At 69.9% G+C, this 19,281-nt stretch carries 18 protein-coding genes and 1 pseudogene; 7 read left to right on the top strand and 12 right to left on the bottom strand.

Annotated features, from left to right (window positions below; genetic code table 11):
- The 3 genes and pseudogenes from IDM40_RS14710 to IDM40_RS14700 all read right to left on the bottom strand — a co-directional run.
- Positions 1–208 (bottom strand): annotated as a pseudogene (locus IDM40_RS14710) (HNH endonuclease); the annotation flags it as partial.
- Between the two features lie 897 nt (positions 209–1,105).
- Positions 1,106–1,474 carry a hypothetical protein gene (locus IDM40_RS14705; protein ID WP_193122548.1) on the bottom strand — a complete coding sequence of 123 codons (369 nt, stop codon included), beginning with the start codon at positions 1,472–1,474 and terminating at the stop codon, positions 1,106–1,108.
- The gene (locus IDM40_RS14700) at positions 1,471–1,983 is read right to left on the bottom strand and encodes an SdpI family protein (protein WP_216630786.1); all 513 of its coding nucleotides are present in this window, start codon (positions 1,981–1,983) and stop codon (positions 1,471–1,473) included. Before IDM40_RS14700 ends, IDM40_RS14705 begins: the two co-directional genes overlap by 4 nt.
- 169 nt (positions 1,984–2,152) lie before the next feature.
- On the opposite strand from IDM40_RS14700, the gene IDM40_RS28825 reads away from it, so the two are divergent.
- Positions 2,153–3,421, top strand: a complete 1,269-nt coding sequence (locus tag IDM40_RS28825) for a sensor histidine kinase (protein ID WP_193122547.1) — start codon at positions 2,153–2,155, stop codon at positions 3,419–3,421.
- Positions 3,418–4,092, top strand: a complete 675-nt coding sequence (locus IDM40_RS14690) for a response regulator (protein WP_193122546.1) — start codon at positions 3,418–3,420, stop codon at positions 4,090–4,092. Before IDM40_RS28825 ends, IDM40_RS14690 begins: the two co-directional genes overlap by 4 nt.
- Positions 4,093–4,134: 42 nt before the next feature.
- On the opposite strand, the gene IDM40_RS14685 is transcribed toward IDM40_RS14690, so the two are convergent.
- Positions 4,135–5,763 carry a serine hydrolase domain-containing protein gene (locus tag IDM40_RS14685; protein ID WP_193122545.1) on the bottom strand — a complete coding sequence of 543 codons (1,629 nt, stop codon included), beginning with the start codon at positions 5,761–5,763 and terminating at the stop codon, positions 4,135–4,137.
- 138 nt (positions 5,764–5,901) lie between these two features.
- On the opposite strand from IDM40_RS14685, the gene IDM40_RS14680 reads away from it, so the two are divergent.
- Together IDM40_RS14680 and IDM40_RS14675 are read left to right on the top strand one after the other, a co-directional pair.
- Positions 5,902–6,369, top strand: a complete 468-nt coding sequence (locus IDM40_RS14680) for a hypothetical protein (protein WP_193122544.1) — start codon at positions 5,902–5,904, stop codon at positions 6,367–6,369.
- 56 nt (positions 6,370–6,425) lie between these two features.
- Positions 6,426–7,856, top strand: coding sequence for a PQQ-binding-like beta-propeller repeat protein (locus IDM40_RS14675; RefSeq protein ID WP_193122543.1), 1,431 nt, complete (start codon positions 6,426–6,428; stop codon positions 7,854–7,856).
- A 66-nt stretch (positions 7,857–7,922) separates the two neighbouring features.
- Here IDM40_RS14675 and IDM40_RS14670 read toward each other — a convergent pair whose 3' ends face one another.
- From IDM40_RS14670 to IDM40_RS14640, 7 genes are all read right to left on the bottom strand, one after another.
- Positions 7,923–9,044 carry an ABC transporter ATP-binding protein gene (locus tag IDM40_RS14670; protein WP_193122542.1) on the bottom strand — a complete coding sequence of 374 codons (1,122 nt, stop codon included), beginning with the start codon at positions 9,042–9,044 and terminating at the stop codon, positions 7,923–7,925.
- The gene (locus tag IDM40_RS14665; protein WP_193122541.1) at positions 9,041–10,105 is read right to left on the bottom strand and encodes an ABC transporter ATP-binding protein; all 1,065 of its coding nucleotides are present in this window, start codon (positions 10,103–10,105) and stop codon (positions 9,041–9,043) included. The genes IDM40_RS14670 and IDM40_RS14665 overlap by 4 nt, the downstream gene beginning before the upstream one ends.
- A gap of 2 nt (positions 10,106–10,107) precedes the next feature.
- Positions 10,108–11,097 carry an ABC transporter permease gene (locus tag IDM40_RS14660; RefSeq protein ID WP_193122540.1) on the bottom strand — a complete coding sequence of 330 codons (990 nt, stop codon included), beginning with the start codon at positions 11,095–11,097 and terminating at the stop codon, positions 10,108–10,110.
- On the bottom strand, positions 11,097–12,101 hold the full coding sequence (locus tag IDM40_RS14655; RefSeq protein WP_193122539.1) for an ABC transporter permease: 1,005 nt from the start codon (positions 12,099–12,101) through the stop codon (positions 11,097–11,099). The genes IDM40_RS14660 and IDM40_RS14655 overlap by 1 nt, the downstream gene beginning before the upstream one ends.
- 103 nt (positions 12,102–12,204) lie before the next feature.
- Positions 12,205–13,872 carry an ABC transporter substrate-binding protein gene (locus tag IDM40_RS14650; RefSeq protein WP_193122538.1) on the bottom strand — a complete coding sequence of 556 codons (1,668 nt, stop codon included), beginning with the start codon at positions 13,870–13,872 and terminating at the stop codon, positions 12,205–12,207.
- A 423-nt stretch (positions 13,873–14,295) separates the two neighbouring features.
- Complete coding sequence (locus IDM40_RS14645; RefSeq protein ID WP_235997589.1) at positions 14,296–14,817, bottom strand: hypothetical protein; 522 nt, start codon at positions 14,815–14,817, stop codon at positions 14,296–14,298.
- Between the two features lie 45 nt (positions 14,818–14,862).
- Positions 14,863–15,378, bottom strand: a complete 516-nt coding sequence (locus IDM40_RS14640; protein WP_193122537.1) for a gluconokinase — start codon at positions 15,376–15,378, stop codon at positions 14,863–14,865.
- A 140-nt stretch (positions 15,379–15,518) separates the two neighbouring features.
- Between IDM40_RS14640 and IDM40_RS14635 the strand changes: the two genes are divergently transcribed.
- Positions 15,519–16,253 carry a FadR/GntR family transcriptional regulator gene (locus IDM40_RS14635; RefSeq protein ID WP_193122536.1) on the top strand — a complete coding sequence of 245 codons (735 nt, stop codon included), beginning with the start codon at positions 15,519–15,521 and terminating at the stop codon, positions 16,251–16,253.
- 24 nt (positions 16,254–16,277) lie between these two features.
- Here the strand turns inward: IDM40_RS14635 and IDM40_RS14630 are convergent, their stop codons facing one another.
- The gene (locus IDM40_RS14630) at positions 16,278–17,654 is read right to left on the bottom strand and encodes a GntP family permease (RefSeq protein ID WP_193122573.1); all 1,377 of its coding nucleotides are present in this window, start codon (positions 17,652–17,654) and stop codon (positions 16,278–16,280) included.
- Positions 17,655–18,174: 520 nt separating this feature from the next.
- Here IDM40_RS14630 and IDM40_RS14625 point away from each other — a divergent pair.
- Both IDM40_RS14625 and IDM40_RS14620 read left to right on the top strand, forming a co-directional pair.
- On the top strand, positions 18,175–18,807 hold the full coding sequence (locus IDM40_RS14625) for a DJ-1/PfpI family protein (protein WP_193122535.1): 633 nt from the start codon (positions 18,175–18,177) through the stop codon (positions 18,805–18,807).
- The gene (locus IDM40_RS14620; protein WP_193122534.1) at positions 18,804–19,265 is read left to right on the top strand and encodes a MarR family winged helix-turn-helix transcriptional regulator; all 462 of its coding nucleotides are present in this window, start codon (positions 18,804–18,806) and stop codon (positions 19,263–19,265) included. The genes IDM40_RS14625 and IDM40_RS14620 overlap by 4 nt, the downstream gene beginning before the upstream one ends.
- The last annotated feature ends 16 nt before the right edge of the window (positions 19,266–19,281 follow it).

Here is a 19,281-nt window from a genome sequence, read left to right as displayed (position 1 = left end):
CCATCGCGGCGAGCGGGGAAAGCACAGCGAGGGTGAGGGCATCGATCAACGCGTGGGCCTTTTCCACGCGTGCCAGCACCTCACCCGCAGCACCGAAGGGGATCTCGCCCTGGAAAGTCTGAGTGAACTCTTCCACCGCAGCGAATGCGCGCGCGGCGACCGGGTCGTCGCCCGGGCCGGTGTGCGCTGCTGCGGTGTGGTTCGTCATGGTCCTATCATAACCCGAGCAGTCTTGAGAAAGGCAGTATCCAAAAGGCAATAGAACCCTTACCCATTTCGGCCTCACGGCCACGCAAGGCCTCCTATTGTGGACACCCTCATTCACTTCAAAATGGGCCTGTGGATAACTCCATGGCGGCCTTTTTCTCGTGTATTCTGAAGCGGGGGAGGCACGCCATCAACCCGGCTCCACGCGCGGAGAATCTCCGATCCAGGGTCCAGGCCCGGATCCGGACCCAGACCCGGCCCCGGGCCTGGACCCGCTCACCCGCGCGCGCCTCCGCGATGCTCAATGCGCCACCGGGAGACCCCAGGGCCCGGCCTGCCCAGGGCCCGGAGAACCGCCCGCACGCGTGCCACCCCGACACTCAATGCTCTGCCGGGGACACGTGGGGGCCCGGAGGGGGCGCACACGCCTGTCACCCCTGACCTCAATGCGCCACCGGGAGTGCGGGGGGCGCGCTTGTGCCGTTGCCGTCGCAGGAGCGAGAAGGGCCCACACGCCTGGACCGTTGGTCGCAATGTGGCCACCCCAGGGGGTCGGCAGTTGCAGTTGGCTCTTGAACCCGTTCCTTTGGCTGCCAGGGGGCCTCGGGGGCGAAGAGGGGTTCGTCGAGGGTGGTCGGGTCAGCCCGGGAACAGGGCCGGAGCGCACACCCCGAGGCGCCTCGGGCGGAGATCGCACACCCGCGCCTCTGTCCTCCCACCCCGATACGTGGTGGGGCGCCGAAGCGGGTTGCGCGCAGGCCCGCCGGGCTATGATCCGACCCCGACGAACCCCGACCCCCGAGGCAGGACCACAGAACACGCCCAGCCCTCACACCACGAGCACCGCCCGAACAGCCCGCATCCCGCCCCCGCTCCGGCCCGATTTCACCTGGTTCACTCAGCCCGACGGCGGCCGATCCGGGCCGTACAACGAGGCCCGCACCGCCCCCGTCCCGGTGATCACCACGACCGTGAGCGAAGCCCCGAGCACCGCAAAAACCGGGTCCCCGGGATCATCGACGAGCAGAGCCCACGCCGCCATCCCCAGCGCCGCAACGGACAGCACGTGCGAGGCCACCGCAAGATGCGGATGCAACCGCGACCGATAAGCCTCCGCCTGCTCCAGCGTTTCGATCCCGGGAGGCAACTGCACGAACGTACGCAGCCGCCCGTGTTCGTCCTCGGCCACCGGACGCCCGGCGGACCACAGCAGGAACCCGGCCAGCACCGCACAGACGAACGCGACGAACAACCAGACGGCGGTCATCGGTCCGCCCCTCCCCCGGACGAACCGTCCCCCGGCGCCCCCTCCTCGGGGAAGCCCGGGTCCGAGGCGCCCTCCTCCGGTCCCCATCCACCAGCCTCGCGCGCGTCCTCCTCCGCGAGCGCCGCCTTGGCCGCACGCTGGGCACGGATCGTCCCGACGCACAGCACCACGGTTCCCACACCGATCAGAATCAACAGCCCCGTGGCCTGCGGGCCGACCCCGTCGAGCAGGAACAGCGGCACGATGGAGAGCGCGTAGAGCAGCCCGCTCCCGGTGAACACCGGCGCCGCGCGGTCGTGCACGGCGTACCAGTTCCGGTCCCCGTCGAGGGTGAACGACGTCCGGATCCCGACGAGCACGTTCGGGTGCAGCGTCCGGCGGGCGCTCATCACCCCGCACGCCACCATCGCGATCGCCGACGCCCCGATCACGAAGGCCAGCCACGCCAGGGAGAGCCCTCCGATCGAGCCGTCCTCGGCCACAGCCGCAAGGACCCCTGATGGAAGCATGTCCGAAGCCTCTTCCGTTCTCGTTCGGTCGGGGCACAGCTTAGGCAACCCGGTCGGCGGCGAACCATCCCACACAGGTCGGAACCCCCGTACGTGACCCGGGTACCGGAACCGGGGCACCGACCCGTGACAACCGTCATGAATCCCCCCACCGTCTAAGCTGGCAGACGTGACCCCACGTCCACTCCCCCACAGATTCGACCCCCTCCGTTGGGACCCCCGCGGCCGTACCGCCCCCACCGCCGCCCGCGTGCTCTTCTGGGGCACCATCGCGCTCATCGTGCTCGTGCGCGGTTTCAACAGCCACCAGCTCGACGGCTTCGTCCCACCACCGTTCGACGAGACCCCCGTGCTGTACATGGCCCTGCTGGCCTTCCTGGCGCCGACCGTGGTCCTGTGGCCCCTGCTGCCGTGGAGCCCATCGCCCTCACGCCGCCAGACCCTGGCCACCGTCGGTTTCGTGGTGTCGACCCTGGCGGTCTACTCGGTCGCCGACTTCGGGCACCACCTGCTCATGGCCGTCGCGGTGGCGCAGACGACGTGCGCATACGGGCCGCGGGTCGGGGTGCTCCCCGCGTTCCTGTTCGGCGGGGTCAATTTCTCCGTCCAGTACATGGTCCCGCCGTTCACGGACGGCCAGGCCCTCTTCAACAGCGCCTTGATCACCGTCACCGGACTGATCATCTGCTTCGTCGTCGCCGGGCTCGCGGCCGCCGCGCACCGGGCCCAGCACACCCGCGACCTGCTCACCGACCTGGAGGAGACCCACCGCAAGCTCCGCCACTACACCGCCCGCACGCGCGAGCTCGCCGTGGCCGAGGAACGCTCCCGCATGGCCCGCGAGATGCACGACAGCACCGGCCACCACCTCACCGCCATCAACGTGTGCCTGGCCAACGCCGAACGCGGCGGCCCCGTGCCCGACCAGGTGCGCGAGGACATCGGCGAAGCGCGCCGGCTGGCCAAGCAGGCGCTGGAGGAGACCCGCCGGTGGGTGCGCGCGCTCAAACCCCTCAACCTGGAGGGCCGCAACGGGGCAGAGGCGATCGGAGCGCTCGTGCAGAGCTTCGCCGACACCGGCGCCTCCACCCGCTTCCGGCTGGAGGGGGTCTGGCCCGACACCATGGACGGCGAGGCCGAACTGGCCGCCTACCGTGCGGCGCAGGAAGGGCTGACCAACGCGCTCCGCCACTCCGGTGCCGACCACATCGACGTGACCGTGTACGTGGACGAGAGGCACGTGGCCGTGGAGATCGCCGACAACGGCGTCGGCGCGGGTGACGGGGCCACGGACCACGGTTTCGGCCTCACCACCCTGGAGGAACGCCTGTCGGCCCTGGGCGGTTCGCTGACCGGCCACAACCGTCCCGAGGGCGGGTACGTGCTCACCGCGCGCGTGCCCCGCGAATTCGACCCGAGTCTGGAGAGTGTCCGGTGAGCACGCCGCCCGTCCGAGTCCTGGTGGTGGACGACCAGGCCCTCATGCGCCGCGGTCTGGCCCGGCTCCTGGCCACCGAGGACGGCATCGAGGTCATGGGCGAGGTCGGCGACGGCGAGGAGGCGCTCGCGCTCCTGGCCGGGCTGCCCGAGGAGCAGCACCCGCAGGTGGCGCTGGTCGACATCCGCATGCCGGTCATGGACGGCATCACCCTCATCCGGCGGCTCGGCGAGACGTACCCGGGCGTGGCCACGGTGATCCTGACGACCTTCCAGGAGGACGAGTACCTCTTCGACGGGCTCCGCGCCGGCGCCCGCGGATACCTGCTCAAGGACGCCGAACCCGACGAGGTCGCCGACGTGCTGCGCCGCGCCGCGCGGGGCGAGCGGGTGCTGACCGGGGCCGTCGCCGACCGGCTGGTCGGGGCCCTGGACGGTGCACCCGCCACACCACCTGTCCCGGAACCCGCCCAGCAGGCGGCGGGACCGCTCTCCGAACGCGAGACCGAGGTCGCCCAGCTCATCAGCGAGGGCGCCGCGAACCGGGAGATCGCAGAACGCCTCTTCGTCACCGAAGGCACCGTGCGCAACCACGTCACGAACGCGCTGCGCAAGCTCGACCTGCGCGACCGAACACAGCTCGCGCTCTGGTACACACGCGAACGCGGGTGAGGGGCGGCCCCGTCCCGGCCGCCCCTCACCCGGATCCCGGGGTCAGCGCACGACGGCCAGCCCGTACGCGGAGAAGCCGCCCAGGGCCAGCGAGAACAGCAGCGACAGCACGAACACGGTGATGTGCAGCCACCGCCACCGGGCCGCCTCACCCGGGATCCGCTTCCAGTGCCAGACCCCGACGGTGACCGCCGCGGCGATCGCGCCGACAGCCACGGCCGCGACCGCGTGCGGCGTGACCGACCACGCCCCGAACTTCAACGCCGCCAGCAGCCACGCCAACGCGCCCAGCGGGAACGAGACGAGACGCAGACGGTCCAACGGTCGCTGGGTCACCAGCGTGCGGCGGCGGGCCACGAAGGTGAGCAGCATCAGCGCCGGGACCAGGGACATGACCACGGTCTGCGCGACCAGCACCGGCGCGGGCATGCCCGGGATCGGCTCGGGGTCGTCGGAGAGCAGTTCGAACGCGAGCGGCACCGTCTCGACCATAAACGAGTTGGCCATGATCACGACCGCCTCGTTCTCGCTGACCGCGACCATCGTGCGGGTTCCGAACGAACCGCCGCTGTGCCAGCTCACCGACCCCGCGTCGGGAACGTCGAGGATGTGCCAGCCCAGGCCCATGTCGAGGTTGCCGCCGATGCCCTCGCTCTCCTCGGCGTCGTCGGACAACCCGGTCAACTCGACGTTCTCGCGCTGGACGTCCAGGGCGCCCATGCCCGGGGCGGTGCCCTCCGCGACGGCCGTCATGAACCGGGTGAGGTCGGCGGTCGTGCTCCACGTGGTGATGCCCGCGCCGGCGTAGTCGGTGTTGACCCACTCCTCGGACCGCGCGCCCGGTTCGACGTACGGGGGTGCGCCGCCCTCGGGGATGCCCTCGGAGATCACCGTGTCGTCCATGCCCAGGGGGTCGAGCACGCGCTCGCGCACGAGGTCCTCGTACGGGGTTCCGCTCTCCTGCGCCAAAGCCTCGGACAGGACCGCGTACCCGATGTTGGAGTACACATAGCTGTCCGGAGCCGTCGCGGTCGTCTGCGGCAGGTACTCCTGCGGGGAGAGCGCGTGCCGGTAGGCGTCACCGAAGACGAGGCCGCGCACGAACCCGTCCGGGGCACCCGGCGCGCCCGGGCTGAGGCCGGCGTGGTGGTTGGCGACCTGCTCGAGCGTGGCGTCGGCGACCCGGTCGTCGGCGAAGTCGATGTCGGGGAAGACCTCGCCCAACGTGCGGTCGAGGGAGGTCTCTCCGTTCTCGACCATGTCGGCCAAGGTCATCGCCGTGAACGTCTTGAACACCGACGCCGTCTCGAACTGGGTGTCGGCGTCGACGGGCGTGCTGCCCTCGGACGTGCCCGCGAACGCCCACTCCACCGCGCCGGTGTCGTCGACGGGGAACCTGGCGACCGCCATGCCCTGCACGAAGTCCTCGTCGACGGAAGCCTCCAGGTCGCTGACCAGGGCTTCGTCGCCCTCGAACGCCGCGTCCGGCATGGACTCGTGCGGGAACAGGAGCAGAGCCAGGAGCGCCGCCGCCACGCCCGCGCCGAGCGCCGCCAGCCACACGCGGCCGGGCGCCTGCGCGGCGCGCGGGACCCGGGGGCGCTTGCGGGCTGGTGCGGGGCCGGGTTCCGGTGCGGACGTGGGGTCACGGGGGATGTCGTCAGCGTTCATACCGGCAGTCTGGGCGGGAACGGGGTCCGCACGCCAGTCACCGGTGTCACGAGGCCGCCCGTGACAGCCGTCATGCGGGGGTGGTGGCCCGGGCTACGCTCGACCCGACGACGACCACCACACCACAGGACATCCCCCGTGACCTACGAACGCCGCGTCCCCGCCCACCCCGCGCTCATCGGCGCGATGGTCCTCATGGCTCTCGGCGGGTGCGGCATCCTCTACGCCGCCGCCCGGGACCAGCCCGACGAGACCGTTGCGCACTGGATGGTCGTGGCGATGGCGATCGTGATGCCCCTGGTCATCGCGGCGTTCCACGTGCGGGTCCGCCTCTCCGACGGCACCCTGACCGTCGCCCTGTGGCCCTTGTGGCGCCGGCGCATCCCCGTCGACCGGATCACGTCGGTCGAGACCGTCCCGGTGAGCGCGTTCGCCGACTTCAGCGGGGTGGGTCTGCGCTTCAACACCTCCGGGGAGCTGGGTGTGCTCATGCGCAGCGGGACCGGGGTCCGGATCACCGCCGACGACGGCCGGGTCTGCACCGTGGTCGTGCACGACGCCGAGGAGCTCGCCCGGCGCGTGGACGACGCCCGGCACGGGGCCTGACGGACACCCTGTGGAACCACGTACCGGCTGCCGGTGAAGAACAACGAGGAAGAACCATGCCCACCAAGCGAGCGCTCTGCGCAGCGGCGCTCCTGCCCCTGCTGTACGCCTGCACCCTCCTGAAGCCGTCCGAGGAGCACGCCACCCTCGATAACTCGCCGCAGGAGCTGGACGTCCCCACGTCAGTCACCTCCGTGGGCTGGGACTGGCAACCACCCGACAAAACAAGCATCACGCACGTCAGCCCCACCCAGCATGGGGTCGCAGCGATGGTCGATGACGGCATCGTCGCACTCGCCGGCGACACCGGTGAAGAGCATTGGCACTACCGCCGCCCCGAGGAACCCATCACTTCCGCGGCCGTCACCCCCGACGGCAGCAAAGTCATGCTCTCCTACGCCGGCGACCACACAGACGAAGAAGACGAAGACGAACCCCCAGCACAGAACGAAATCGTCCTCCTCGACGCCGCCACCGGCGACATCATCAACGAACACACAGCAGACTTCGCCCCCCATTCCGGCGGTGGCCTCGATGGCAACGTCCACCGTGAAAACGGCCGTGACCCCGGGATCATCACCGATGAAGCGCGTGTCATCCAGGACTCCGATGGCGGTGAACACGGCGACATCGTGGCCTACTCACTTGAGGGAGGCGAAGAGCTCTGGCGCCTCTCCCCCGAGGTCGAACAAGGACCGGAACATGCAGAGCCCGTCCTCAGCCACGGATTCCCTGCCCAGGACACGTTGATCCTCTCACTCCTCTTCACCGACCAGGAGGGAGAAGGGGCTGCGTCCCCAGACAACCCGCGCGACTACACATTCGCCCTGGCCGGAGTGGACGCTGAAACAGGATCCGATCTGTGGCAACGGGAGGCCTTTGGACAGAGTCAGGTGGATTACCCCATCACCAGCACCACACTTGACCACGAAGGCCATCATGCATTTACTTCCGTTGATTTCACGGACCACGAGCAAGAGTGGGTCCTGAACTCAGAGACCGGCGACCTGGCGACCGACACCGACTTCATCTCCGGGCACGACGGGGACATCATCGGCGCGGTCGACGACCAGCTCGTCACGGTCCACGAAGGCGAAGATGAAGAGGAGGTCCAGTACTCCTACGAAGACCTCTCCGGCGACACCCGGGATCTTGTCTCCGTCGAAGCGCCCACGGCACGACGCCTCAACGAAACCTTCATCGTTCCACTCGCGGACGGCCTGGCTTGGCTGGACGTCAACCAGCAGGACGATTTTTCCTGGGATCCAGCACAGATCGTCGTCACCGATAAGTCGAACGGGAACACTGAAACACTGGACCTGGAAGGTCTCATGGTCGAGGAAGACCGGGGACATGACGGAACCCCGCCCCATTCCATGTTCCCGGATCCCGAAGCCATGACGCTCGCCCCCGGCTCCTTGGTCGTACAAGGTGAGCGCGACGAGGACGGGTCTCCCACGGACACGCTCGTCGGCGTCGTGCCCTGACCCACCACAGGGAACAGGGCGCGCGGGCGGCCACTGGGGGACACGACGTGTGGCCGCCCGCGCGGTCTAGTGGGCCTGGTCCTCCGCCCCGCCCGATCCGCCTCCGCCGTCCGCGGCGCCGCCGGTGACGATGCGCTCGGCGCGCTCCTCGCTCGGCTGGATCTGCCCGGACAGGATCTCCTCCGCGTAGTGGCAGGCCACCCGGTGGGTGCTGCCGGAGGGGGCGTCGCGCAGCGTGCGCAGCTCGGGGCGCTCGGTGTCGCAGCGTTCCTTCTGCCGCCACGGGCAGCGGGTGTGGAAGCGGCACCCGGCCGGGGGATCCGCGGGTGAGGGCAGGTCGCCCGCGAGGAGGATGCGCTCGCGGGTGTCCTCCACCGACGGGTCGGGCACGGGCACCGCAGACATGAGGGTGCGGGTGTAGGGGTGCAGCGGGGTGGCGTAGATGTCGTCGCTGGAGGCCTCCTCCACCAGCGAGCCCAGGTACATGACACCGACGACGTCGCTGACGTGCCGCACCACGGCGAGGTCGTGCGCGATGACGAGGTAGGTCAGGCCGAGCTCGTCCTGCAGTTCCTCCAGCAGGTTGAGCACCTGCGCCTGGATCGACACGTCCAGCGCGGAGACCGGTTCGTCGCAGATGATGAGGTCGGGCCGCAGCACCAGGGCGCGGGCGATGCCGATGCGTTGGCGCTGGCCGCCGGAGAACTCGTGCGGGTAGCGCTTGAGCGCCCGGTCCGACAGGCCCACGCGTTCGAGCGCTTCGACGACTCGGTTGTGGCGGTCCTGCTGTACCTGGCGGCGGTCGTCGCCGTCGCCGATCCCGTGGGTCTGCAGGCCCTCCATGAGGATGGAGCCGATGTTCTGGCGCGGGTTGAGGCTGCCGAGCGGGTCCTGGAAGACCATCTGCAGGTTCTTGCGCTCGCGGCGCATGCTCTCGGCGTCGAGGCCGGCCAGGTCGCGTCCGCCGAACCACACCTCGCCCTCGGTGACGGGGTTGAGGCGCAGCACGGCGCGGCCGAGGGTGGTCTTCCCGCAGCCGGACTCCCCCACGAGCCCGTAGGTCTGCCCTTCTTCGACGCTGAGGCTGACCCCGTCGACGGCGCGCACGTGGCCGACGGTGCGGTCGATCAGCACGCCGCGTTTGATGGGGAAGTGGACCTTGAGGTCCTTGATCTGCAGCAGGCTCACCGGTCCTCCTCCTCGCCCACGACCGCGGGGCTGTCCAGAACGGCGCGGTCGACCACCTCGGCGTGGCCGATCGGGTTGACGCAGCGGTGCACGTGGCCCGGGTCGGAGTCGCGTTCGACCAGGGGCGGCGGCCCCTGGAGGCAGTCCATCGTGTAGTGGTCGCAGCGGGGCGCGAAGGCGCATCCGTCGGTCCAAGCGATGTTGTCGTTGACGGATCCGCGCACGGGGGTGAGGGGTTCGCCGCGGGGTGCGTCCAGCCGCGGGATGGATCCGAGCAGGCCGACGGTGTACGGGTGTGTGGGTTCGGCGAACAGGGGTGCCCGGGGTGCGTGTTCGACGGCGCGTCCGGCGTAGAGCACGTTGATGTCGTCGCACAGGCCGGCGACGACGCCGAGGTCATGGGTGATCATGAGCAGTGCGGTGCCCTCCTCGGTGACCAGGTCGCGGAGGAGTTCGAGGATCTGCGCCTGGATGGTGACGTCGAGGGCGGTGGTGGGTTCGTCGGCGATCATGAGCCGCGGTCGGCACGCCACGGCCATGGCGATGAGGGCGCGTTGGCGCATGCCGCCGGAGAGCTGGTGGGGGTACTCGCGCAGCCGCCGGGTGGGGTCGGGGATGCCCACGCGGTGGAGCAGGTCGGCGGCCTCCTTGCGCGCCGCTTCACCGCGCATGCCGCGGTGGCGTTTGAGGATCTCGGTGACCTGCCGTCCGATGGGCACGACGGGGTTGAGGGAGCTCAGCGGGTCCTGGAAGATCATCGCGAGCTGGGATCCGCGCAGGTCGCGCATGCGGCGCTGGGGCAGGGCGAGCAGGTCCTCGGGCCCCTTGGGCAGCTGCATGACGGCGCGGCCGCCGACCTCGACGCCCCGGTCGGGCAGCAGCCCCATGAGGGCGAGGGAGGTGACGCTCTTGCCGCAGCCGGATTCGCCGACCAGCCCGGTGACCTTGCCTTCCTCCAGGGAGAAGGACACCCCGTCGACGGCCTTCACGGGGGCGGACCCGCGTCCGCCGAAGCCGACGGACAACTCCTCCACCGCGAGCAGCGGTGCGTTGGTTCCCATGGTCACTTCCTCAGCTTCGGGTCGAGCGCCTCGCGCAGGGACTCACCGAGCAGGGTGAAGCCGAGCGCGGTGATGATGATGCCGAGCGCGGGGTAGACGGCGAGGGCGGGCGCGGTCGACAGGAACCGTTGCGCCTCGGCGAGCATGGTCCCCCACTCGGGGAAGGACGCGTCGGGGTTGCCCAGGCCCAGGTACGACAGGGCGGCGGCGTCGATGATGGCGGTGGCCAGGGTGAGGGTGGACTGCACGATGACCGGCCCCATGGAGTTGGGCAGGATGTGCGTCAGTGCGATCTTGTGCCGGCGCACGCCCATGGACTGGGCGGCGAGCACGTACTCGCGGTTGCCCTGGGCGAGCATGGCCCCGCGCAGCAGGCGGGCGAAGATGGGGATCTGTGCGATACCGACGGCGAGCATGACCGTGGTGAGGCTGGGTCCGACGAGGGCGGCGACGGTGACGGCGAGCAGCAGCGTGGGCAGGGCGAGCATCATGTCGATGACACGCATGATGACGTTGTCGACGTTGGCACCCCAGCGTCCACCGAGCACGGCACACGCGCCGGCGAGCCCGCCGAGCAGGGCTCCGAAGCAGAACCCGACGAGGGTGGCCACGACCCCGACCATGAGGGTCTGGCGGGCGCCGATGATGAAGCGCGAGTAGAGGTCGCGGCCCAGGTGGTCCAGGCCGAGCCAGTTCTCCGCGCGCGGGCCGACGAACTCGTTCCGGTTGGGGAAGACCTCACCGCCCCAGGCCTGGGAGGTGGGGCTGTAGGGCGCGATGAGCGGCGAGAACAGCGCCACGGCGACGAACAGCACGACGATGATCGCGCCGGTGATCGCCATGGGGTTGGTGCGCATGCGGCGGAAGGCGTCGATCCAGATGCCCGAGACCCGGCCCTCGTCGGCGCGCGAGCCCATGAGTTCGGCGAGGCGGTCGACCTTCTCGGCCTTGCGTTTGTGCAGGGGTGTGGGTGAACTCGGCGAAGTAGGCATCACTGGGCCCGCACTCTCGGGTCGAGGAGGCTGTAGGAGATGTCGACCAGGAGGTTGATCAGCACGTACATGGCCGCGATGAGCAGGATGAACCCGGTCAGGACTGGGTAGTCGCGGCCGTGGGTGGCCTCGTAGATGAACGATCCGATGCCGGGGAAGGCGAAGACGCTCTCGGTGAGCACGGCCCCGGCGAAGAGGCTCCCGGACAGCAGGCCGACGGCGGTGACCACGGGCAGGAGGGCGTTGCGCAGCACGTGGCGCGTGCGCACGGTGGTGCGGTGCAGGCCCTTGGCGTTGGCGGTGCGCACGTAGTCCTCACCCATGACCTCCAGGACGCTCGCGCGGGTCATGCGTGTGATGACGGCGAGGGGGATGGAGGCCAGCGCCAGGCCGGGCAGCGCCAGGTGCATGAGCGCGTCCCACACCACGTCCCATTCGCGGGTCATCACGCCGTCGAGCACGACGAACCCGGTGATGTCGGTGCGGCTGAGCGCGGGTGAGATGCGGAAGGCGGAGGGGAACAGCCCGAGCTGTTCGGCGAAGACCACCTTGAGGAGGAAGGCCAGGAAGAACACCGGCGTGCAGATGCCCAGGAGTGAACCGCCGACGGCCGCGAAGTCGAGCGCTCCGCCGCGCTTGCGGGCGGCGAGGTACCCCAGGGGCAGTCCGACGGCGACGGCGATGGCGATCGCGGTGACGGCGAGTTCGAAGGTGGCCGGGAAGCGGGTGAGGAACTCCTCCAGCACGGGGCGCCCGGTGTGGATGCTGGTGCCCAGGTCGCCCTGGAAGATCCGGCCGAGGAACGAGAAGTACTGGACGGTGAAGGGTTCGTCCAGGCCCAGTGATTCCCTCAGCGCCTCCCGCTGTTCGGGGGGTGCATTGTCGGGCAGGAGGGCGTTCTCGGGGCCTCCCGGGAGCCGTTGCAGCCAGACGAACAGCAGGACCGACAGCCCGAGGAGGGTGGGGATCAGCTGCAGGAGTCGTCTGACGATGAATCGCAGCACGTGCGCCGCCTTTCGCCAGCGGGTGGGGTGCGGGGATCGCCCGCGTTGCGGGTCCGGCCGGCCGCGGTGGGCCGACCGGACCCGGGGGACCGTCAGGGGCGGACTACTGCCAGGAGGCCTCGGAGAAGATCTCCTGCGTCAGGGGGCTGACGTTCGGCGGGTCGACCTCCGGGGCGAAGGCGATGGAGGGCGGGGAGCTGGAGATGGGCAGCCCGGGCAGTTCCTCCATGACCTGCTCGTTCAGTTCCTCGTACCCGGCGATGCGCTCTTCCTCGTCGGGGTTGCTGCTGACCTCGGCCATGTCGTCGAAGAGGTCCTCGTTGTCCACGCCCCAGGCGTCGTTGTGGGACGAGAACCAGGTGCCGATGAAGTTGTAGGCGTCGTTGTAGTCACCGGTCCAGCCGAGCAGGTACATCTCGCAGTTGCCGTTCTCGGACTGCGCGGTGTACTCGGTCCACTCGTAGGAGGTCTCCTCGACGCTGACGCCGACCTCCTGCAGGTCCTCGACGATCACGTCGAAGATGTCGCGCGGGGCGGGCATGTAGGGGCGGGTGACCTCGGCCGGGAAGCAGAACTCGAGTTCGAGGTCCTCGTGTCCGGCGTCCTCGAGCTTCTCGCGGGCCAGGTCGGGGTCGTAGTCGATGGTGCGCACGTCCTCGGACCATCCGTCGAGGGTGTCGGGGTGGAACTGGGTGGCCACCTCGCTGCCCTCGGGCATGATCGTGTCGACGATGCGCTGGCGGTTCACGGCGTGGGAGAGGGCCTCGCGGACCTCGGGGTCGCCGAGCGCCTCGTGGCTCTCCTGCTGGTAGGCGAGGTAGAGGACGTTGAACACGTCGCGCACGGGCACCTGGAAGCCGTTCTCCTCCAGCTGCTCGACGTCGGCGGGGGCCACGAGGTCGTACCCGTGGATGTCGCCGGCCTCGAGGGCCTGCAGGCGTGCGTTCTCGTCGGGGATGGCGCGCAGGATCATCGTCTGGAACCCGGCGGGGTCGCCGTGGTACTCGTCGAAGCGCTCCAGGGTGACCGAGTTCTGGTCCTGGTCCCAGTCCTCGACGGTGAAGGGGCCGGTCCCGGCGATCATGGAGGCGTCGCGCGTGTACTCGGGCAGGGTGAAGTCGCCGTCGCCGCCGGTGATCTCCTCGTCCTCGATGGCCTCCAGCGTGGTGGGGCTGAGGATGCTGAACGCGGCGAGGCTGAACCCGCCGGGGAGCACGGAGGAGTACTCGTCGACCTCGATGACGGCGGTGGTCTCGTCGGTGGCCTCACAGCCGACGTAGTTCGACTCGGGCAGCGCGTCGCTCTCGTTCTCCGCGAAACCGCCGAAGATCGCCTGCCAGTAGTAGGAGTTGTTGGCGTTCTGGAACTCGCCGGTGAGATTGTGCCAGCGGTCGTAGTTCGCGCAGACGGCTTCTGCGGTCACGTCGTCGCCGTCGTGGAAAACCGCGCCTTCCCGCAGGTGGAAGGTCCATTCCGTGCCGTCCTCGGACTGTTCCCAGTCCTCGGCCAGCCCGCCCACGATCTCCGTTCCGCCGGATTCGTGGTCGAGGAGGGGTTCGAGGGCCTGCCGTGCGTAACGGAAGGTCTCGCCGTCGTTGGTGAGGAAGGGATCGAGCGAGGTGATCTCGCCGGCGCCGGCGAAGATGAAGGGTTCGTCCTCGTCCATTCCCGAGGCGTCGCGGTCGCTCTCGGCGCAGGCGCTCGCCACGAGAGCGAGGGCTGCCGCCGCGGCCACGAGGCCGAGGGGTTTCCGGGAAGACTTCGTGAACATGGTCCACCTCTGTGTGGGGCGGTGGGGGGTGAGCCCGTTGGCGATGGCAGGACCATAAACCGGGCATCGTCCACGTGGGAAGATAGACAGCTCGGGATTAATACAACCGTTTCATATCTGTGCCGTGATCCATAGAACGGGTTTTGCCGCACAGATGTCCAACCCGAGGGCGGTTCCGGCCCTTGACGCTTTTCGGCGGAACCCGGAACACCGCAGGCAGGGACCGCAAAGCACGCCCCCATGATGGAATCATCCCATGAATAACACCCAAACAGCAGGTGAATGCCAGAAAGGGGAGTTCCAGTGGGTAACCGTTCTTATTTTCCCTGGAACCCCAGAAACACCACCGACACCATTCCGACACCCGTGGCACACAAGAACCGGGCCCCGACCACGTCGGGACCCGGTTGGAGCGGGAGAGGGTCAGGCCCGGTCGGCCTCCTCGGACCCGTCGGTGTCGCACCAGGCGATGAGGGCCGTGCTCCACAGCGCGATGTTGACCATGATCGCCAGCAGCGCCCCGGCCAGCCCGGCGGCGAGCATCAGGGTGTCCGCGAGCCGAGCGGCCAGGTAGAGCGCGCCCACCGAGACCGCCAGCGCGGCCACGGCGCCGCCCTGGGCCCAGCGCCACAGGATGGAGGCGGCCCGGCGCACCGGCATGGCCAGCCCGGCGAGGGCCCCGGCGGCCAGGACCGCGGCCACCAGCAGCACCCACAGCTCGACGGCCGCACCCGGGGCCGCGCTCTCGTAGAGGATCCACCCGGCCCGCACCGAAGCCAGGGCCAGCACGGGCGCGGCCACGAACATGAGGGTGCAGGTGTGCCGCACGTCCTGGGGCGGCTGCACACCCAGGCGCCGGCCTGCGGTCAGGCTCCGTACCGGGGGCGGCAGCACGCTGAAGGGCCGCGGTGCGGCCGACGTCGGGGACGAAACGGTGTCTTGCATGACGAACAGGGTCGCGTGCGCACGAGCCGGGCGCAAGCTGGAGTGCTACGGAACCGCTGGCCGGATGTGGTCCTCGACGTAGAGCAGGGCCCCGCTGTTGAGGGTCTCCAGGTCGGCACGGACGTCGAACTCCTGACCGGCCTCGTCCGGATCCAGGCGCTCCAGCGTCTCCAACTGTGACCGGAGCAACGCCGGGGGCATGAAGTGGTCGGGGCGCGCCTCGATGCGCTCCCAGATGACCTCAGCGGGGCCGTGCATGTGGAGGAAGTGCACGTCGGGTGCGCCTTCCCGCAGCAGGTCGCGGTACTCGCGCTTGAGCGCGGAGCACGCCATGACCGTGGTCTCCCCCAGGGCGTCGTGCTCGCCGATCCAGGAGGCCAGCTCGCGCAGCCAGGGCCGGCGGTCCTCGTCGGTCAGGGGTGTTCCGGCCGACATCTTGCGGATGTTGGCCTCGGGGTGGAACACGTCCGCCTCGGCGAAGGGCAGCTCGAGCCGCTCGGCCACGTGCTCGGCCACGGTCGTCTTGCCGCTGCCCGAGACGCCCATGAAGACAAAGTGCATGGTTACTCCGTGTCGGGTGGGGAGGCCGGTCCCGTGCTCCCCCACCCCAATGGTGCTATCGAATGGTGCGATTAGGCTTCAGGCTGTCCCCCGGCGGGAACCGGGCCGGGGGCGAGGGAGTGTCGAGCACGGGGAGCACGATGGGCACTGACCACCGCACGCTGCACAATCGAGTGCTGGCGGTGCTCGGCCCCGCGATCGCGGCCGGCGAGTACTCGACCGGTCACACGTTCACGCTCCAGGGGCTGGAGCAGGATTTCGGGGTCTCCCGGACGGTCGCCCGGGAGGCGGTCCGTGTCCTGGAGTCGATGCGGCTGGTGGTCAGCCGCCCCAGGACGGGGATCCGGGTACGTCCGCGCAAGGACTGGAGCGTCTTCGATCCCCAGTTGATCCGCTGGCGTCTGGCGGGCAGCGGGCGCATGGAGCAGTTGCGCACCCTCAACGAACTTCGAGAGGCCGTCGAACCGGGCGCCGCCGCCCTGGCGGCCGCGCGCGGCGGTGAGGAGGAGCGTGCGCAGCTGGTGGTGCTGGCCGACCAGATGGAGCGCACCGGCCGCGCGGGCGACCTGGAGACGTTCCTGGACCTGGACGTGGCCTTCCACCGGCGCATCCTGGAACTGGCCGACAACGAGATGCTCGTGGGTCTGACCCAGGTGATCAGCGAGGTCCTGGTGGGGCGCACCTCCTACGACCTCATGCCGCACCACCCCAGACCCGAGGCGCTGCGCCTGCACTGCGCGGTGGCGCGGGCCATCCGCGACGGGTTGCCGGAGGTGGCCGAGGCGGCGATGCGGTCGATCGTGACCGAGGTGGTCACGGCCCTGAAGGAGGACGACCGCGAGGACGGCCCGCAGGCCGCCCCCGACGGGCGTTGAGGTCGCGCGCTGCACGATGTCCCGCTACAGGGCCAGGTGGAGGCCGAAGGCGAGACCGAACCCGATGAAACCGATGAGGGTCTCCATCACGGTCCAGGTCTTGAGCGTGGTCTTGACGTCCATGCGCAGGAAGCGTCCGACCAGCCAGAACCCGGAGTCGTTGACGTGCGAGAGCGCGGTGGCGCCGCACGCGATCGCGATGACGATCAGGGCCAGGTCGATGCCGCTGAGGCCGCTGGTGGCCTGAACCGCCGGGGCGACGAGCCCCGAAGCGGTGGTGATGGCGACGGTGGCCGAACCCTGGGCCACGCGCAGGGCCAGGGCGATGACGAAGGCCGCGAGCATGACCGGCATGCCGGTGTTCTCGAGTGTGCCGGCGAGGGCCTCGCCGATGCCGCTGCTCTGCAGGACGCCGCCGAACATGCCGCCGGCACCGGTGATGAGGATGATGCCGCAGACGGGGCCGAGCGCTCCGCCGACGATCTCCTCCACGCGCTGGCGGCCGAAGCGGCCGGCGCTGAGCACGACCATCGCGTAGATGATGGTGATGAGCAGGGCGATGGGTGCTTCGCCGAGCATCATGAGGATCTGCGCCCACACGGCGTCCTCGGGGACGGTGCCGGTCTCGACGGCGGTGCTGACCCCGGTGTTGCCGAAGATGAGCAGCATCGGCAGGATCAGGACGCTGAGCACGGTGGCCAGGTGCGGCGGGTTCTCGTGCGTGACCTGGCCGTCGCCCATGATGTCGTCGGGGACGGGCAGCTCCCAGCGCTTGCCCGCCCAGAGGCCGAAGAGGTAGCTGGACAGGTACCAGGTGGGGATGGCCAGCAGGGTGCCCATGAGCAGGGTCAGTCCCATGTCGGCGCCGATCTCGACGGCGGCGGTGACCGGGCCCGGGTGCGGGGGCACGAAGGCGTGCATGATCGCGAAGGCGCCCGCGGTGGGCAGGGCGTACATGAGCACGGATCCGCCGACGCGGCGGGCGACGCTGAAGACGATCGGCAACATGACGATGAGGCCGACGTCGAAGAAGATCGGGAACCCGAAGATCAGTGAGGCCACACCCAGTGCGAGGGGTGCACGTTTCTCGCCGAACACCCTGATGAGCGCGCCCGCGAGCACGGCGGCGCCGCCGGTGACCTCGAGCATGCTCCCGATCATCACGCCGAGGCCGACGAGCAGGGCGACGTTGGCGAGTGTGCCGCCGAAGCCGTCGAGGAGGGTGGGCACCACCTGGTCCACGGGGATGCCCGCGGCGAGGGCGGTGATGACGCTGACCACGACCAGCGCGATGAACGCGTGGACCTTGAAGCGGATGATCAGGAAGAGCAACAGGGCGATCGCGCCGGCGGCGATCCCCAGGAGGGGGCCCGTCCCGTAGACGGGTTCGAAGTTCTCCACGGCGGAGCCTTCCGGGTGGCTGGGTCTTGGTGGCACGAGCTCGCCCTCGGTCCCGGGAGGGGGTGAGGGCATGACCTGCCCTTGGGACGAACTTTGAGAATGGTAATACCATTTGTGAGCTTCTGTGAACGCAAGGGGTCGAACAAGTTAAATGGACCGAGGGTGACCCTGGTCACACTAAACCGACCCATGCCCGGACAGTCCCGACGCCGCGACCTGGGGTTACGGCCCGGACCAATCACGACCGTCCTGAGTGGCACGGAGCGCCCACCTGGGGACCGATCCACCGAACGCCACCGCGCTCCCCCGGTTCCGGACGGCACCTATCGCCACAGCGGCCTTGCCCCGACCTGCGCCACCGGATAGATCAGTGCGTACTCCGAGCGCGGCAGCGCCCGGAACGCCCCCGCTCTCCCGCCGCACGAACGCCCTTCCGTCACACACGTGCACACACGTCGGCGACACGGTGGATTCCCCCGAGAGCATTGACAGCATCCTGTCGGAGTGACAGCTTTCTGCCATGAATGACGAGTACCGGAAGACCGTCCACCTCGCCGTCTACGACCAGCTCGCCGACTGGCAGATCGGGCACGTCACCGCCCACCTCCGCAATGGGCAGTGGCAGCCCCGCCCCGGGCGCTTCGACGTCGTCACCGTCGGGCTCACCGGCGCCCCCGTGACCACGATGGGCGGGATGACCGTCCTGCCCGACATCACGCTCCCCCAGCTCAAGCCCTCCACCAGCGCGATGCTCGTGCTGCCGGGCTCCTCCTGGTGGGACCAGGAACCCGAACACCTGGCCCCGTTCGGTTCCGCTGCCGGCATCTTCCTCGACGCGGGTGTGCCCGTGGCGGCGATCTGCGGAGCCACCGCCGGCTTGGCCCGCGAAGGCCTGCTGGACCACCGCGACCACACCAGCACCGCCCCGGAGTACCTGCTGGCCACGGGCTACCGCGGCACCGGCCGCCACCGCGACGCCCTCACCGTCACCGACGACGGGCTCATCACCGCGGGCCCCACCGCTCACCTGGAGTTCGCGCGGGCGGTCTTCGCCGAGCTGGGCGTCTACCCGCCCCGTGTGCTCGACGCCTGGTACCGCCTGCACGCCGAGCACGACCCCGACGCCTACTACGCGCTCCTGGAGGGGGCGTGAGCGTGGACGGGACCCCCCGACCGCCCGCGTCGCTGCTCGGCGAGGCCTCCCTGGCCGTCGCCCGGCTCCACGGCCGCCTGCTGTCCGCACACGAACGCATGGCCCGCGCCTCCGGGCTGACCGCCGCACGCTGGCAGGTCCTGGAGACCGTGGCCGAGGGCCCCCGCACGGTCTCCGACGTCGCCCGCCACCTGGGCACCCGGCGCCAGAGCGTGCAGCGCATCGCCGACGCCCTCGTGGACGCCGGGGTCGCCGAGTACCGCCCCAACCCCGCGCACAGCCGGGCCCGCCTGCTCGCACCCACCGAGGCGGGGCACGAGGCGCTGCGCGGCCCCGACCCCCAACGCGCGCGCATGGCCGAGGCCCTGTTGGCCGAGCTCGGCGAGGAGGAGCTCCGGCACACCCTGGCCCGCCTGCACACGCTCTCGGAGGCGGTGGACCGCTGGGAAGAGCGCTGACCTAGGGTTGACCGGA

Origin of the sequence: Nocardiopsis coralli (genome assembly GCF_014892575.1) — a bacterium.
Classification (GTDB): domain Bacteria; phylum Actinomycetota; class Actinomycetes; order Streptosporangiales; family Streptosporangiaceae; genus Nocardiopsis; species Nocardiopsis coralli.
The sequence above is the reverse complement of the archived record's forward strand: the minus strand, read 5'-3'. Positions and strand labels throughout refer to the sequence as shown.

Bases quoted from the DNA above. Each gene is read 5' to 3' on its own strand.
- IDM40_RS14650 (WP_193122538.1), bottom strand. From the start codon at position 13,872: ATGTTCACGAAGTCTTCCCGGAAACCCCTCGGCCTCGTGGCCGCGGCG.
- IDM40_RS14625 (WP_193122535.1), top strand. From the start codon at position 18,175: ATGAATGACGAGTACCGGAAGACCGTCCACCTCGCCGTCTACGACCAG.
- IDM40_RS14700 (WP_216630786.1), bottom strand. From the start codon at position 1,983: ATGCTTCCATCAGGGGTCCTTGCGGCTGTGGCCGAGGACGGCTCGATC.
- IDM40_RS14685 (WP_193122545.1), bottom strand. From the start codon at position 5,763: ATGAACGCTGACGACATCCCCCGTGACCCCACGTCCGCACCGGAACCC.
- IDM40_RS14640 (WP_193122537.1), bottom strand. From the start codon at position 15,378: ATGCACTTTGTCTTCATGGGCGTCTCGGGCAGCGGCAAGACGACCGTG.
- IDM40_RS14635 (WP_193122536.1), top strand. From the start codon at position 15,519: ATGGGCACTGACCACCGCACGCTGCACAATCGAGTGCTGGCGGTGCTC.
- IDM40_RS14660 (WP_193122540.1), bottom strand. From the start codon at position 11,097: ATGCCTACTTCGCCGAGTTCACCCACACCCCTGCACAAACGCAAGGCC.
- IDM40_RS14645 (WP_235997589.1), bottom strand. From the start codon at position 14,817: ATGCAAGACACCGTTTCGTCCCCGACGTCGGCCGCACCGCGGCCCTTC.
- IDM40_RS14675 (WP_193122543.1), top strand. From the start codon at position 6,426: ATGCCCACCAAGCGAGCGCTCTGCGCAGCGGCGCTCCTGCCCCTGCTG.
- IDM40_RS14665 (WP_193122541.1), bottom strand. From the start codon at position 10,105: ATGGGAACCAACGCACCGCTGCTCGCGGTGGAGGAGTTGTCCGTCGGC.
- IDM40_RS14705 (WP_193122548.1), bottom strand. From the start codon at position 1,474: ATGACCGCCGTCTGGTTGTTCGTCGCGTTCGTCTGTGCGGTGCTGGCC.